The 14,891-nt window shown below is 56.6% G+C and carries 8 protein-coding genes, 2 tRNA genes and 4 rRNA genes (1 of these 14 cut by a window edge); 7 read left to right on the top strand and 7 right to left on the bottom strand.

Features of this window, described 5'->3' with window-relative positions; genetic code table 11:
* The first annotated feature begins 27 nt into the window (after nt 1-27).
* Complete coding sequence (locus B9Z40_RS06040) at nt 28-867, top strand: creatininase family protein (RefSeq protein ID WP_100172956.1); 840 nt, start codon at nt 28-30, stop codon at nt 865-867.
* 13 nt (nt 868-880) lie between these two features.
* Here the strand turns inward: B9Z40_RS06040 and B9Z40_RS06035 are convergent, their stop codons facing one another.
* The 7 genes from B9Z40_RS06035 to B9Z40_RS06005 form a co-directional block, all read right to left on the bottom strand.
* A complete protein-coding gene (locus B9Z40_RS06035; RefSeq protein WP_100172330.1) occupies nt 881-2,044 on the bottom strand; it encodes a hypothetical protein in 1,164 nt (387 codons plus the stop codon).
* 82 nt (nt 2,045-2,126) lie between these two features.
* Nucleotides 2,127-2,801 carry a histidine phosphatase family protein gene (locus tag B9Z40_RS06030; protein WP_100172329.1) on the bottom strand — a complete coding sequence of 225 codons (675 nt, stop codon included), beginning with the start codon at nt 2,799-2,801 and terminating at the stop codon, nt 2,127-2,129.
* A 69-nt stretch (nt 2,802-2,870) separates the two neighbouring features.
* Nucleotides 2,871-3,794, bottom strand: a complete 924-nt coding sequence (locus B9Z40_RS06025) for a PhzF family phenazine biosynthesis protein (RefSeq protein WP_100172328.1) — start codon at nt 3,792-3,794, stop codon at nt 2,871-2,873.
* A gap of 21 nt (nt 3,795-3,815) precedes the next feature.
* Nucleotides 3,816-5,000, bottom strand: a complete 1,185-nt coding sequence (locus B9Z40_RS06020) for a PLP-dependent aminotransferase family protein (protein ID WP_100172327.1) — start codon at nt 4,998-5,000, stop codon at nt 3,816-3,818.
* Between the two features lie 22 nt (nt 5,001-5,022).
* Complete coding sequence (locus B9Z40_RS06015; protein ID WP_100172326.1) at nt 5,023-5,940, bottom strand: DMT family transporter; 918 nt, start codon at nt 5,938-5,940, stop codon at nt 5,023-5,025.
* Between the two features lie 7 nt (nt 5,941-5,947).
* Nucleotides 5,948-6,565 carry a LysE family translocator gene (locus B9Z40_RS06010; protein ID WP_100172325.1) on the bottom strand — a complete coding sequence of 206 codons (618 nt, stop codon included), beginning with the start codon at nt 6,563-6,565 and terminating at the stop codon, nt 5,948-5,950.
* 51 nt (nt 6,566-6,616) lie between these two features.
* Nucleotides 6,617-8,533, bottom strand: a complete 1,917-nt coding sequence (locus B9Z40_RS06005) for an ABC-F family ATP-binding cassette domain-containing protein (protein ID WP_100172324.1) — start codon at nt 8,531-8,533, stop codon at nt 6,617-6,619.
* A gap of 451 nt (nt 8,534-8,984) precedes the next feature.
* Here B9Z40_RS06005 and B9Z40_RS06000 point away from each other — a divergent pair.
* The 6 genes from B9Z40_RS06000 to B9Z40_RS05975 form a co-directional block, all read left to right on the top strand.
* Nucleotides 8,985-10,515: ribosomal RNA gene (locus B9Z40_RS06000) — 16S ribosomal RNA — on the top strand.
* 100 nt (nt 10,516-10,615) lie between these two features.
* Nucleotides 10,616-10,692, top strand: a tRNA-Ile gene (locus B9Z40_RS05995).
* 45 nt (nt 10,693-10,737) lie between these two features.
* A tRNA-Ala gene (locus tag B9Z40_RS05990) sits at nt 10,738-10,813 on the top strand.
* A gap of 416 nt (nt 10,814-11,229) precedes the next feature.
* Nucleotides 11,230-14,109 (top strand): 23S ribosomal RNA (locus B9Z40_RS05985).
* A gap of 160 nt (nt 14,110-14,269) precedes the next feature.
* A 5S ribosomal RNA gene (gene rrf / locus B9Z40_RS05980) occupies nt 14,270-14,382 on the top strand.
* Between the two features lie 328 nt (nt 14,383-14,710).
* Nucleotides 14,711-14,891 (top strand): 16S ribosomal RNA (locus B9Z40_RS05975); it runs 1,350 nt beyond the window's last position.
* Together the 16S, 23S and 5S rRNA genes with 2 tRNA genes alongside form the textbook arrangement of a ribosomal RNA operon.

Genomic DNA, 14,891 nt, shown 5'->3' with positions numbered 1-14,891 from the left:
CGCCCGGGCTCCATTAAGATGCCGAACATGCAAAACCCTTCGCGTTTTTGGGCCGACTGGACCACCCTCGATTTTCAGGCTTTGGCGCCAGACCGTGCCATCGATCGGGCCATCGCCATCCTGCCCGTAGCAGCGACCGAGCAGCATGGCCCACACCTGCCGCTGTCGGTGGACACCGATTTGGTCAACGGCGTGGTGGCGGCTTGTTTGCCGCACTTGCCGGCTGACTTGCCGGCCTTGTTTTTGCCCACTCAGACGGTGGGTTTGAGCCCTGAGCATGCCCGTTTTGCCGGCACCTTGACGCTCAAGGCCGAAACCGTGATCCGCTTGTGGACCGACATCGGCGAGTCGGTGGCGGCCAGTGGCGTGAAAAAATTGGTGCTGCTCAACGCCCATGGCGGACAAGTGAGCGTGATGGACATCGTGGCGCGCGATTTGCGGGCACGGCTGGGCATGCTGGTCTACAGCGTGAGCTGGTTCAATTTGCCGCTGCGCGACGCGCAAGGCGGGGACGTGAATGCGCTGTTTCCCCCTGAAGAGCACCGATTTGGCGTGCATGCGGGCGACACCGAAACCTCGATGATGCTGGCGCTGCGCCCAGAGCGGGTGCGCATGGATTTGGCGCAAAACTTCCGTTCCACCTCGCAAGACCGCGCGGAGACTTTTGAAATTTTGGGCAACGGCAAAAGCGCCAAGCTGGGCTGGCAAATGCAGGATTACAACCGCCACGGTGCAGCGGGCAATGCGGCTGCCGCCACTGTCGAAAAAGGCCAGGCCTTGCTGGACGCCTCGGGTCGGGCGCTGGCGCAGTTGTTGGGTGAAATCGACCGCTTACCGCCTGGCACTTTGAGCGACCAAGTCGGCTGAGACCGCCCAGTTTTCAGAAACGGGGCAGCACCAACTCGCAGTGATCGCGGCTCACGCTTTTGGGGTATTCGCGGGTGGTGTCGATGCAACCGCCTTGTGCGTAAACACCTTGTGGGTCGCGCGGGCGCAGCATGCGTTCCAACACCTGGGTTCTGGCTGAAGGGTTGGCTTCGGTTTTTTCCACGAGCGCCTCCACCACCGATTCGTCCATGTGCAGCTTGCCTTCAGCGTCGGCATGAACGCCATCTTTCCAGTGGAAGATTTCGATGGCTTTGGATTCGAGTGTGTAAGGGGTGTCGCGCTTCCAGAAGTTGCTGAACAAGCCACCGCCCATATAGAGCACCCAAGAGCCTTCGTAGCCCATCACATCTGAAGACCGTTCGTCGGGGTTGCGAAACCACAAGCGGTCACCCGGCACATAAAAACGCGCAGGCAAGGGTTTGGCCATGCTGCCGTACTCGATCAGGTAGACCTCATGGAATTGACCCGACCGCACCGCGTGGACTTGATTGAGGCTTTGCAGCTGGTTCAGCAGTTCGGGATTTTCTGTTTTGAGCTCTTGTGCAATGCCCAGCAAAATCACGTACTCGGTGGCCCGGTAACAAGAAAAATCGTACAGCTTGCCTGTGACATCGGGCTGGGTGGCGGCTACCAATGCATCGACCAAGCAGCGACCGGGCTGCAAAATGAAACCGGCCTCATCACCACCGTCTTGCCAAAAGGCTTGAGGCCTTTCGGCAGCTTCGGTTTTGAAAGCCAAGGCGGTTTTTCGGGCGTCCAAAACCATGTTGCGCCGCACCCGGATGTGCGAGGTGAGCGAGTCGAGGCTGGCAAACTGAAAGCGGTGGGGGGAACCGAGCAAGGCCACCCAGATTTCGCGCTCCAAGGCCCATGCTTCGTCAGTCTGAGGGGTGTGCCCCAATTTGTCGTGCAAGCTCAAGGTGTCGTGGCCCGGCATGCACTGCGCTCTGAAGTCGGGGCGCAGCGTGCAAATCAGTGCGACTTGTGTGCCTTTCAAGGGCAAAGTCAAAGTTTGAACCGCCGAGGCCAGCGCCCACTCGTCCAGCAAAGTCGCCAAGCCGCTTGCAAGGCGGTCTGCATCGGCGGCTTGCAGGGCGGTGAGCTGGATGCCGCCCTCCAAGGACTGGAGGGCCAACCAGGCGATTGAGCTGTTCATGGCGCAATCTTGCCTGCAAATTGAAGGCTTATTGCCTAGGGAATGTACCAGTGGCCATTACCCTTGGTGCGGGTTTTTGGCTTCAGGCAAAGGTGATCCAGTCCTTGTGCGCGTCACTGTCCAGATGCGGCAAGGTGTTGTAGGTCAGCAGCATGTGGCGCTTGGGGTTGAACACAAACTCGGTCAGTGCCGTGTTGCGGATGCGCAGGTTCAGCTCGATGGTGGTTTCGGGCGGGGTGCCCAACACCCGGCCGACGGCGGTGGAGATGGGGCCGCCACTGGAGACGATCATCACGTCGCCTGAGTGGTTTTGCCGAACATGGTCGAGTGCGGCTTCGATACCTCCCACAAAGTCGGCATAGCTGGGCATGTCACGCGGCTGGGTGCGACCAGCCATCCAGGCTTGCAGCGCGTCGCGCAGCAGGCGAAAGTGGTGGCGGTAGAGCTCGGGTGTGTCGGGTTTGGCCAGTGGCTCGGGGTGCATGGACTCGATCAGCGCGTGGCTGTCGTATTCGTTCAGGCCTGGCCACACCGCCGGGGTGTGCGGCAGGCCTGCGCCTTCGGCAATGCCCTCCCAGGTTTGGCGGTGGCGTTTCAAGCTGCCCATCATGACGGCCTCGATGGGTTTGTCTTGCAGTTTGGGCCGCAGGTATTCACCCAAGCGCACCGCCTGTTGACGGCCCAGCGGGCTGAGTTGATCGTAGTCATCGGCCCCGAAAGAGGCTTGTCCGTGGCGGACCAAATAAAGTGTTCCCATGGTCTGCCATTGTGCGCAGATCAGGGACTTGCGACTGTCGCTGGGGTGATCAGCGGCGCACGTTGGGCGTCACAAGTGAACAAGGCCCGAGATGCAGCCGACCACATCGCCGCCCACCCAGACTTGGCCTTGCGTGTCTTGCGACAAAAACACTTGGCCCGCACGGCCCAATACCGTGCCTTGACGGGCGCTGTAAGTGTTGGGCATGTGGCCTTCGGCCATGAGCCATTGCGCCAGCGACGCATTGAGGCTGCCGGTGACCGGGTCTTCGGCGATGCCCACCGGGGCGGCAAAGGCACGCACTTCCAGATCGGTCGGGTCGTTGGTGATGCGGGTGGATGCCGCAAAGGCGCGGGCTTCGCGGTTGGCGCGGCGGATCAGGCCACCCTCTGCTGTTTGTCGCTTGGCCGCCACGCCGACTTTGGTGCCCAGCTTTTTCAGGGCGGCATGATCGGGCGTGAGTGCCAGCACCGTGTCCACATCGTTGATCAGCAGGCTCAGCCAGTGCGGGCCGTTGTTCAGGTGTTGGGCGGCGATGACTTCTGATGCATCCAGCCCCAAGGCCGCCAGCACAGGGGCAAGGTTTTCGGCCGAGATGTCCGAGCGGTTCAGTGGGGGCGCCGCAAAAGCCCAGCGCTCGCCCAGCTGCTTCAAAGTCACCAGGCCAACGCCGCATTCCTGCATCAGCACGCCAAGTTGCCGTGGCGTGTTGCCCGCCTTTAGCCAGGCGTGGGCCGTGCCCAGTGTGGGGTGGCCCGCAAAGGGCAACTCGGCCCCGGGCGTGAAGATTCGCACCCGGTAGTCAGCCCCACCCGCAGCGCCCTCGGGTGTGGGCGGCAACACAAATGTGGTTTCGCTCAGCTGCGTCCAGGCAGCAAAGGTTTGCATCTGCGCATCGCTCAAGCCTGTGCCATCCAACACCACGGCCAGCGGGTTGCCCAGAAATGCGGTGTCGGTGAAAACGTCAACTTGTTGGAAAGGACGGGCTTGCATCGTGCGCTCCAGATCAGGTGCTCAGAGTGACTCGCGGATCGCAGCGGCCAGCGCGGTCATGCCGGTGTTGATCTGGTCGACGGTGGCGGTCACAAACGACAGGCGCAAGGTGCTCTCGTCGGCACCCTCGGCATAAAAAGCCGAGCCCGGCACAAAGGCCACGCCTTTGTCGACGGCCTTGGCCAGCAGCGGAATGGCTTTGAGGCCCTTGGGCAGTTGCACCCAGAGAAACATGCCACCCACCGGGCGGTTCCAGGTCAGGCCCAGGCCTGCCATTTCGCGGTCGAGCGCGGCCAGCATGGCTTCGCACTGCTGCTTGTACAGGGCGCGAATGGTGGGCACATGGCGTTCGATGAAGCCGTCTTTGAGCACTTCGGCCACCACGCGCTGGTTGAAGCTGGGCGTGTGCAGATCGGCCGCTTGTTTCGCTTGCAAGAGCTTGGGGTACAGCGCGGTGGGCGCGACCAAATAACCCAGGCGCAGGCCGGGAGCCAAAATTTTGGAGAACGAGCCCAGGTAAACGCTCCCATCAGGGTGGCGCGAACTGAGCGAGGGTCCGGGCGGCGCGTCAAACCACAGGTCGCCGTAGGGGTTGTCCTCGATGATGGGCAAGCCAGACTCGACAGCCACCTGCGCCACGGCGGCACGGCGCGCTTCGGTCATGGTGCGGCCCGTGGGGTTCTGGAAGTTGGGCAGCAGGTACACAAAGCGGGCCTTGTCCGCGCCGGTGCCCACTTTGGTCCGCAGGTCGTCGGCGTCCACACCATGCTCATCGCTGTCCACGCTCACCACCGTGGGCTCCATGGGCGTGAAAGCTTGCAGTGCGCCCAGGTAAGTGGGGGTTTCGACCAGGATGCGGCTGCCTGCGTCGATCAGGATTTTGGCGACCAGGTCCAGGCCTTGCTGGCTGCCGGTGGTGATCAGCACCTGGTCGGGGCTGACCTTCATGCCCTGCTTGAGCAGGTCTTGCGCGACCCATTCGCGCAGTGGTGCGTAGCCTTCGCTGGCGGCGTATTGCAGGGCGGCTTTGCCGTCATCCCGCAGCACGCGCTCACTGGCTTCGCGCATGGCATCGATCGGGAAGGTCAGGGGCGAGGGCAGACCGCCTGCAAAGCTGATAATGCCGGGCTTTTCGGTGACTTTCAGGATCTCGCGGATCACCGAGGGGTTCATTTTTTCGGCGCGTTGGGCCATTTGCCAGTTCATGCGTTGCTCCTCAATTTTTTGTTCAGTTCGATTTGGGGGTGTTGGCCATGCGCCGCCCCATGAAAACGGTGGTCACCACCAGCAGGGCAAAGCCCAAGGTCATGGCGTCCAGTGATTCTCCCAGCAAAGGCACGGCCGCCAAAATGCTGATGAAAGGTTGCAGCAATTGCAGCTGGCTCACCCGCAGCGGGCCGCCCAGCGACAGGCCGCGGAACCAGGCAAAAAAGCCCGCCCACATGGAGAACATACCCACATACATCAGGGCCAGCCAAGAAGCCGGGGCGATGGCGTTGTCGGGCCAGGTCAGCCAGGCTCCGGGCAGCGTGATGGGCAGTGCCATCACACAAACCCAGCTGATGACTTTTTCAGCGCCCATGCTGGCCGTGACTTTGGCCCCGGCCACATAGCCCAGCGAGGCGGCCACCACAGCGCCCAGCAGCAGAGTGTCAGCCCAGGTCAGGCCAAAACCGTGCCCAAGCTGTGATGCGCGCAGCAGACTGTAAACCGCGACCAGGGCGCTGCCCAAAGCGGCAAACACCCAAAAACCCAGGCGTGCGCGTTGATGCATGAGCCAAGCGGCTGCCGCGGCAGTGGCCAGTGGCAGCAAAGCGGTGATGACGGCGGCATGGCTGGCTGTGACGTGGCGCAGCGCCCAACCCAAGAGCAAGGGGTAACCGATCACGTTGCCCGCGAGCGCCAGCAGCAAGGGGCCACGTTGCACCGGGGTGGGGCGTGGGGCACGCACAGCCAACAGGTAAACGAGCGACAGGCTTCCGGCCAGCGCGGCCCGCGCCCAGGTCACAAACCAGGGTGACATTTGTGGTGCGTCCACCGTGCCGGTGGCCAGGCGCGTCATGGGCAAGGTGAGCCCAAAAATGACGACGCCCAGAAACCCCAGCCAAAGGCCCAGGTTCTCGCGGTGTTGAGGGGTGTTGTTCATGCGGGCATCAGCCAGCGCTTTGGCGCAAGCCGTTCAGAATCCACAAAGCTGTGGCCACCAGCGCCACCGACATGCAGCGGTTGAACATCAACAAGCGGCGGCCGTGAGCCAGCCAGTGCCGCAGCATCGAGCCCGCCACCGCATAGGTCAGGTTGCTGAAAAAACCATAGGCCACCATGATGGGCAAGAGCATCAATGTGCGCTGTGCCGCGTCTTCGCGTCCAGCCACCCAACCCGCGACGATCGCAAGCGCCAACATCCAGGCCTTGATGTTGAGAAACTGCAGACCCACGCCCTGCACAAAACCCACTTGCAGTTTGGCGCTGTCGGCCTGTTGCAAGCTGCCGCTTTGCCACAAACGCGAGGCCAGCCACATCAAATAACCCGTGCCCAGCGTCACGATGCCCCAGCGCAAGGGCGGAAAGGCCACCACCAAACCGCCCAACCCCGTGGCGCACAGGGCAAACAAAATGCCCCAGCCCACAGGCACCGCACAGACAAAGCGCATGGCCCGGCGCAGGCCGTGGTTGGCGGCCATGGCGGTCGACAGCGTGGTATTGGGCCCGGGCGTGAAGCTGCTCACCGTGGCGAGCACAAGCAGGGCGCTGAGTTCGGAAGAGGTCATGGGTTTGTTGTCGTATGAAGTGAGGCCCTACGGGCGCTTCGGGCTTGCGCTTCAACGTGCCGACAGAATTTCCCAGCGCTCCATGGCCGTCAGCAGCAGCTCGTCGAGTTCGGTGTCGCGTCGGAACAGTTGCTGCGCAAGACCTGGGTCGCGCTGGTAAACGCTGCCGTCGGCCAGTTGGGCGCGGGTCTGAGCCTGTTCTTTTTCAAGGGTTTCAATCTTGGCGGGCAGTTCTGCCAGTTCGCGCTGCTCTTTGTAGCTGAGCTTGCTGCGCGCCGGGGCGGTGGTCACGGTCGCTGCAGCTGCTGGGGCAGTGACGGCGGCGGCCACGGGTGGTGTCGAGCCGCTGCGTTGCGCCGCTTGGGCCCGAATGGCCTGAGCGCGCTTGGACTGGACCAGCCAGTCCTGCACCGAGCCTTCGTATTCGCGCCAGAAACCAGGCTGGTCCGGGGCACTTTCGCAGGCGATGATGCCGGTCACCACGTTGTCCATAAAGGCGCGGTCGTGGCTGACCAGAAACACGGTGCCTTCGTAGGTTTGCAGCAGCTCTTCGAGCAGCTCCAGGGTTTCGATGTCCAGGTCGTTGGTTGGTTCGTCCAGCACCAGCACGTTGGCTGGACGGGCGAACAAGCGGGCCAGCAGCAGTCGGTTGCGTTCTCCACCCGAAAGTGAGCGCACCGGCGAGGTCCCGCGTGCAGGCGAGAACAAAAAGTCGCCGAGATAGCTCTTGACGTGCTGGCGCTTGTTGCCAATCTCGATCCATTCGCTGCCGGGGCTGATGAAGTCTTCGAGCGTGGCGTCCAGGTCCAGTGCGTCGCGCATTTGGTCGAAGTAGGCCACTTCCATCTTGGTGCCACGGCGCACTTCGCCGCTGTCGGCTTCCAGCTCGCCCAAAATGAGTTTGAGCAAGGTGGTTTTGCCCGCGCCGTTGGGGCCCAGCAAGCCGATCTTGTCGCCGCGCAGCAAAGTGCCGGTGAATTTTTGGATGACGGTGCGCACGCTGCCGTCCGGCTGGGTGAAGCTTTTGGTCACGTCGGTCAGTTCGGCCACCAACTTGCCGCTCGGCACGCCAGAGGCCACTTCCATCTTCACGTTGCCCACTTTTTCACGGCGTGCGGCGCGTTCGCCGCGCAGGTTCTGCAATCGCGTGATGCGGCTTTGGCTGCGGGTTCGGCGTGCTTCCACGCCCTTGCGGATCCAAATTTCTTCTTGGGCCAGCAGTTTGTCGGCCTTGGCCTGAATCACGGCTTCTTGAGCGAGTTGCTCTTCTTTTTGCACTTGGTAGGCGGCGTAGTTGCCCGGATAAGGGCGCAGCTTGCCGCGGTCCAATTCCACAATGCGGGTGGCGATGCGGTCCAAAAACGCGCGGTCGTGGGTGATGGCGATCACGCTGCCCTTGAAGTCGATCAACAAGTCTTCCAACCAGGTGATGGCGTTCAGGTCCAGGTGGTTGGTGGGCTCATCTAATAAGAGCACGTCAGGGCGGGTCACCAAAGCTTGCGCCAAGGCCACACGCTTGCGCATGCCGCCAGACAGAGATTGCACGATTGCATTGGGGTCCAATTGCAGGCGCTGCAGTGTTTCGTCCAGCCGCTGCTCCCAGCCCCAACCATCGCGAGATTCAATTTGCCCTTGCAAAGTGTCCAGGTCACCCCTGCTGTGGGTGTAATCGTCGATCCATTGCACCACTTCGGCCAAGCCTTCGCGCACAGACTCAAAAATGGTGTGCTCAGGCACCAAAATGGGCTCCTGAGCCACATAGGCGATGCGAACGCCTTGCTGCAAATGCAGATTGCCGTCGTCAGGGCGCTCCATGCCCGCCAGTATCTTGAGTAAGGACGATTTGCCTGTGCCGTTGCGACCAATCAAGCCGATACGCTCAGACGTCTCCAAAGAGAAGTCGGCGTGATCGAGGAGGGCGACGTGGCCAAAAGCCAAGGACGCGTTCAAGAGTGTGAGTAAAGCCATGGGCCCATTATCCGGGTGAGGAAGCACGAAACTTTCACAAAGACATCAAAAAACCTGCCAAGGTCTAAAAAGCTGTGCCATAATCGAGGGCTTCGCTGCACACAAGTGAGGTTTTCGAAAGAGGCCAAGGAAGCACAGTGAAGGGGTTGATGAAATGATCTTGGTGATCTAAGAAATTTTCAAAAACTTGACGCAGCGCTAAAAACTGTGTCATAATTCAAGGCTTCGCTGATCGCAGCGTAGCAAGATAAGGTGATGAAAGTTGCCTAGGTTCTTTAAAAATATACAGCCGATAAGCGTGGGCGTTTGATGGTGATTGCCAAGTTCTTCGGAACTTAGCTTTAATTAGCTAACAAACGCTCATGAAGTAAAAAAGATGTGGAAATCAGAGATGGTGACCACGTCGATTCCAATTTATGAGTTGCTCGAAAGAGCGAAAAAAATCAAGATCGAACTATAGAGTTTGATCCTGGCTCAGATTGAACGCTGGCGGAATGCTTTACACATGCAAGTCGAACGGTAGAGGGGGCAACCCCTTGAGAGTGGCGAACGGGTGAGTAATATATCGGAACGTGCCCAGTCGTGGGGGATAACGTAGCGAAAGTTACGCTAATACCGCATACGATCTAAGGATGAAAGCGGGGGATCGCAAGACCTCGCGCGATTGGAGCGGCCGATATCAGATTAGGTAGTTGGTGGGGTAAAGGCTCACCAAGCCAACGATCTGTAGCTGGTCTGAGAGGACGACCAGCCACACTGGAACTGAGACACGGTCCAGACTCCTACGGGAGGCAGCAGTGGGGAATTTTGGACAATGGACGCAAGTCTGATCCAGCCATTCCGCGTGCAGGATGAAGGCCCTCGGGTTGTAAACTGCTTTTGTACGGAACGAAAAGGTTTCTCTTAATACGAGGAGCTCATGACGGTACCGTAAGAATAAGCACCGGCTAACTACGTGCCAGCAGCCGCGGTAATACGTAGGGTGCAAGCGTTAATCGGAATTACTGGGCGTAAAGCGTGCGCAGGCGGTTATATAAGACAGATGTGAAATCCCCGGGCTCAACCTGGGAACTGCATTTGTGACTGTATAGCTAGAGTACGGTAGAGGGGGATGGAATTCCGCGTGTAGCAGTGAAATGCGTAGATATGCGGAGGAACACCGATGGCGAAGGCAATCCCCTGGACCTGTACTGACGCTCATGCACGAAAGCGTGGGGAGCAAACAGGATTAGATACCCTGGTAGTCCACGCCCTAAACGATGTCAACTGGTTGTTGGGTCTTCACTGACTCAGTAACGAAGCTAACGCGTGAAGTTGACCGCCTGGGGAGTACGGCCGCAAGGTTGAAACTCAAAGGAATTGACGGGGACCCGCACAAGCGGTGGATGATGTGGTTTAATTCGATGCAACGCGAAAAACCTTACCCACCTTTGACATGTACGGAAGTCGCTAGAGATAGCTTCGTGCTCGAAAGAGAACCGTAACACAGGTGCTGCATGGCTGTCGTCAGCTCGTGTCGTGAGATGTTGGGTTAAGTCCCGCAACGAGCGCAACCCTTGTCATTAGTTGCTACATTCAGTTGGGCACTCTAATGAGACTGCCGGTGACAAACCGGAGGAAGGTGGGGATGACGTCAAGTCCTCATGGCCCTTATAGGTGGGGCTACACACGTCATACAATGGCTGGTACAAAGGGTTGCCAACCCGCGAGGGGGAGCTAATCCCATAAAACCAGTCGTAGTCCGGATCGCAGTCTGCAACTCGACTGCGTGAAGTCGGAATCGCTAGTAATCGTGGATCAGAATGTCACGGTGAATACGTTCCCGGGTCTTGTACACACCGCCCGTCACACCATGGGAGCGGGTCTCGCCAGAAGTAGTTAGCCTAACCGCAAGGAGGGCGATTACCACGGCGGGGTTCGTGACTGGGGTGAAGTCGTAACAAGGTAGCCGTATCGGAAGGTGCGGCTGGATCACCTCCTTTCTGGAAACTGCAATCTAAATTGAACGCTCACACTTATCGGTTGTTGGAAGGCAAGTCGCTGACGGCTTGGGCATAAAGCCTAGTCGTTGAGCATCGACTTGGGTCTGTAGCTCAGTTGGTTAGAGCACTGTGTTGATAACGCAGGGGTCGTTGGTTCGAGACCAACCAGACCCACCAATCCTTCTGAAGACAGGTGCTGAAGAGCGCTAAGGGTAAGACAACGGGGGATTAGCTCAGCTGGGAGAGCACCTGCTTTGCAAGCAGGGGGTCGTCGGTTCGATCCCGTCATCCTCCACCAATATCTGGATAGAACTTATCAAAGGTTTTGATCTCATTCAAAACAAAAGAGGCTTTGCATGGTGATGCATAAGGCTTTTTTTGTGTTGATTGATATTGATCGATTAACAAGTGTCGCAAGACACACGGCTGTTCTTTAAAAATTCATAGAGTCGAATCAGAGTTGCCAGGGGAAACCGCACATTCGTAAAGGTTTAGTGCGGACCGTGCCCCTGGTGACAATTTTTTGATTGCGTCAAAACGAATATTCAAACGACGTTTGAAATTCAAGTAAAGACGAATTGTTCTATTGATATTGGATGGAGACATCCTGTGTTGAGGAATTATTCATTTACGGCATAACGCGTCAGGTGAAAGACCTGACAGACATTCCTTGAAAATAACGATGGGTTCTCGCAAGAGAGTTCAAAGTTATAGGGTCAAGTGAATAAGAGCATGTGGTGGATGCCTTGGCAATGATAGGCGACGAAAGACGTGAAAGCCTGCGATAAGCTTCGGGGAGCTGGCAAATAAGCTTTGATCCGGAGATTTCTGAATGGGGAAACCCACCCTTAGGGGTATCGCATGATGAATACATAGTCATGCGAGGCGAACCGGGTGAACTGAAACATCTCAGTAGCTCGAGGAAAAGACATCAACCGAGATTCCGAAAGTAGTGGCGAGCGAAATCGGAAGAGCCTGTTAGTGATAGCGCAATTGTTAGCAAAGCGGCATGGAAAGGCCGACCATAGTGGGTGATAGTCCCGTATGCGAAAACAAATGTGTGGTACTGAGCTAACGACAAGTAGGGCGGGACACGAGAAATCCTGTCTGAATATGGGGGGACCATCCTCCAAGGCTAAATACTCATCATTGACCGATAGTGAACAAGTACCGTGAGGGAAAGGCGAAAAGAACCCCGGGAGGGGAGTGAAATAGATCCTGAAACCGCATGCTTACAAAAAGTAGGAGCCTCGAAAGGGGTGACTGCGTACCTTTTGTATAATGGGTCAGCGACTTACATTCAGTGGCAAGGTTAACCGAATAGGGAAGCCGTAGAGAAATCGAGTCCGAATAGGGCGATCAGTCGCTGGGTGTAGACCCGAAACCAAGTGATCTATCCATGGGCAGGATGAAGGTGCCGTAACAGGTACTGGAGGTCCGAACCGACTAATGTTGCAAAATTAGCGGATGACCTGTGGATAGGGGTGAAAGGCTAAACAAACTTGGAAATAGCTGGTTCTCTCCGAAAACTATTTAGGTAGTGCCTCAAGTATTACCATCGGGGGTAGAGCACTGTTTTGGCTAGGGGGTCATGGCGACTTACCAAACCAAGGCAAACTCCGAATACCGATGAGTACAGCTTGGGAGACAGAGCACCGGGTGCTAACGTCCGGACTCAAGAGGGAAACAACCCAGACCGCCAGCTAAGGTCCCTAAAATTGGCTAAGTGGGAAACGAAGTGGGAAGGCTAAAACAGTCAGGATGTTGGCTTAGAAGCAGCCATCATTTAAAGAAAGCGTAATAGCTCACTGATCGAGTCGTCCTGCGCGGAAGATGTAACGGGGCTAAGCCAGTTACCGAAGCTGCGGATTTGCAATTTATTGCAAGTGGTAGGAGAGCGTTCTGTAGGCCTGTGAAGGTGGTGGTGTAAACCCTGCTGGAGGTATCAGAAGTGCGAATGCTGACATGAGTAGCGTTAAAGGGGGTGAAAAGCCCCCTCGCCGTAAGCGCAAGGTTTTCTACGCAACGTTCATCGGCGTAGAGTGAGTCGGCCCCTAAGGCGAGGCAGAGATGCGTAGCTGATGGGAAACAGGTCAATATTCCTGTACCGATTACAAGTGCGATGTGGGGACGGAGAAGGTTAGCTCAGCCAACTGTTGGATATGTTGGTTCAAGCCTGTAGTCATGCCTGGTAGGCAAATCCGCCGGGCTAAGATGAGGGGTGATAACGAGTGTGCTTGCACACGAAGTGAGTGATACCCTGCTTCCAGGAAAAGCCACTAAGCTTCAGCTTGTAATTGACCGTACCGCAAACCGACACTGGTGCGCGAGATGAGTATTCTAAGGCGCTTGAGAGAACTCAGGAGAAGGAACTCGGCAAATTGATACCGTAACTTCGGGAGAAGGTATGCCCCTATTAGGTGAACTTGAACAAAGGGAGCCGAACGGGGTTGCAAAAAATCGGTGGCTGCGACTGTTTAATAAAAACACAGCACTCTGCAAACACGAAAGTGGACGTATAGGGTGTGACGCCTGCCCGGTGCTGGAAGATTAAATGATGGGGTGCAAGCTCTTGATTGAAGTCCCAGTAAACGGCGGCCGTAACTATAACGGTCCTAAGGTAGCGAAATTCCTTGTCGGGTAAGTTCCGACCTGCACGAATGGCGTAACGATGGCCACACTGTCTCCTCCTGAGACTCAGCGAAGTTGAAATGTTTGTGATGATGCAATCTCCCCGCGGAAAGACGGAAAGACCCCATGAACCTTTACTGTAGCTTTGTATTGGACTTTGAACAGATCTGTGTAGGATAGGTGGGAGGCTTTGAAGCGAGGTCGCTAGATCTCGTGGAGCCAACGTTGAAATACCACCCTGGTGTGTTTGAGGTTCTAACCTAGGTCCATTATCTGGATCGGGGACAGTGCATGGTAGGCAGTTTGACTGGGGCGGTCTCCTCCCAAAGCGTAACGGAGGAGTTCGAAGGTACGCTAGTTACGGTCGGACATCGTGATAATAGTGCAATGGCATAAGCGTGCTTAACTGCGAGACTGACAAGTCGAGCAGATACGAAAGTAGGACATAGTGATCCGGTGGTTCTGTATGGAAGGGCCATCGCTCAACGGATAAAAGGTACTCTGGGGATAACAGGCTGATACCGCCCAAGAGTTCATATCGACGGCGGTGTTTGGCACCTCGATGTCGGCTCATCTCATCCTGGGGCTGTAGCCGGTCCCAAGGGTATGGCTGTTCGCCATTTAAAGAGGTACGTGAGCTGGGTTTAAAACGTCGTGAGACAGTTTGGTCCCTATCTTCCGTGGGCGCTGCAGATTTGAGGAAGCCTGCTCCTAGTACGAGAGGACCGGAGTGGACACACCTCTGGTGTATCGGTTGTCACGCCAGTGGCATTGCCGAGTAGCTAAGTGTGGAAGAGATAACCGCTGAAAGCATCTAAGCGGGAAACTCGTTTCAAGATGAGATCTGCCGGGGCCTTGAGCCCCCTAAAGAGTCGTTCAAGACCAGGACGTTGATAGGCAGGGTGTGGAAGCGCAGTAATGCGTTAAGCTAACCTGTACTAATTGCTCGTGAGGCTTGACCCTATAACTTTGATCACACATTGAAAGATGTGCATTGGTCAAGGAAGTTATGCCAAGTTGACGCATTCAAAAAAGGCTGAAAAGCCTGAGCGAGAGCTCAAAATCTGATTCGAAACTCTATGAATTCGTTGTCTTGATTTGATCAAGATGACAACAAGTTATGCCTGATGACCATAGCAAGTTGGTACCACTCCTTCCCATCTCGAACAGGACCGTGAAACGACTTAGCGCCGATGATAGTGCGGATTCCCGTGTGAAAGTAGGACATCGTCAGGCTTCTAACAGCCCAAAACGCCTCACCTAACGGTGGGGCGTTTTCTTTAGAAGACATCAAAAATCTTTTAAAGAAAGCGCAAAAGCGTGATATAATGGAAGGCTTCGCTGATCGCAGCGTAGCAAGATAAGGTGATGAGAGTTGCCTAGGTTCTTTAAAAATATACAGCCGATAAGCGTGGGCGTTTGATGGTGATTGCCAAGTTCTTCGGAACTTAGCTTTAATTAGCTAACAAACGCTCATGAAGTAAAAAAGATGTGGAAATCAGAGATGGTGACCACGTCGATTCCAATTTATGAGTTGCTCGAAAGAGCGAAAAAAATCAAGATCGAACTATAGAGTTTGATCCTGGCTCAGATTGAACGCTGGCGGAATGCTTTACACATGCAAGTCGAACGGTAGAGGGGGCAACCCCTTGAGAGTGGCGAACGGGTGAGTAATATATCGGAACGTGCCCAGTCGTGGGGGATAACGTAGCGAAAGTTACGCTAATACCGCATACGATCTAAGG

Origin of the sequence: Limnohabitans sp. 15K, from assembly GCF_002778285.1 — a bacterium.
Lineage (GTDB): Bacteria > Pseudomonadota > Gammaproteobacteria > Burkholderiales > Burkholderiaceae_C > Limnohabitans_A.
The sequence above is the reverse complement of the archived record's forward strand: the minus strand, read 5'-3'. Positions and strand labels throughout refer to the sequence as shown.

Bases quoted from the DNA above. Each gene is read 5' to 3' on its own strand.
- B9Z40_RS06040 (WP_100172956.1), top strand. From the start codon at position 28: ATGCAAAACCCTTCGCGTTTTTGGGCCGACTGGACCACCCTCGATTTT.
- B9Z40_RS06035 (WP_100172330.1), bottom strand. From the start codon at position 2,044: ATGAACAGCTCAATCGCCTGGTTGGCCCTCCAGTCCTTGGAGGGCGGC.
- B9Z40_RS06030 (WP_100172329.1), bottom strand. From the start codon at position 2,801: ATGGGAACACTTTATTTGGTCCGCCACGGACAAGCCTCTTTCGGGGCC.
- B9Z40_RS06025 (WP_100172328.1), bottom strand. From the start codon at position 3,794: ATGCAAGCCCGTCCTTTCCAACAAGTTGACGTTTTCACCGACACCGCA.
- B9Z40_RS06020 (WP_100172327.1), bottom strand. From the start codon at position 5,000: ATGAACTGGCAAATGGCCCAACGCGCCGAAAAAATGAACCCCTCGGTG.
- B9Z40_RS06015 (WP_100172326.1), bottom strand. From the start codon at position 5,940: ATGAACAACACCCCTCAACACCGCGAGAACCTGGGCCTTTGGCTGGGG.
- B9Z40_RS06010 (WP_100172325.1), bottom strand. From the start codon at position 6,565: ATGACCTCTTCCGAACTCAGCGCCCTGCTTGTGCTCGCCACGGTGAGC.
- B9Z40_RS06005 (WP_100172324.1), bottom strand. From the start codon at position 8,533: ATGGCTTTACTCACACTCTTGAACGCGTCCTTGGCTTTTGGCCACGTC.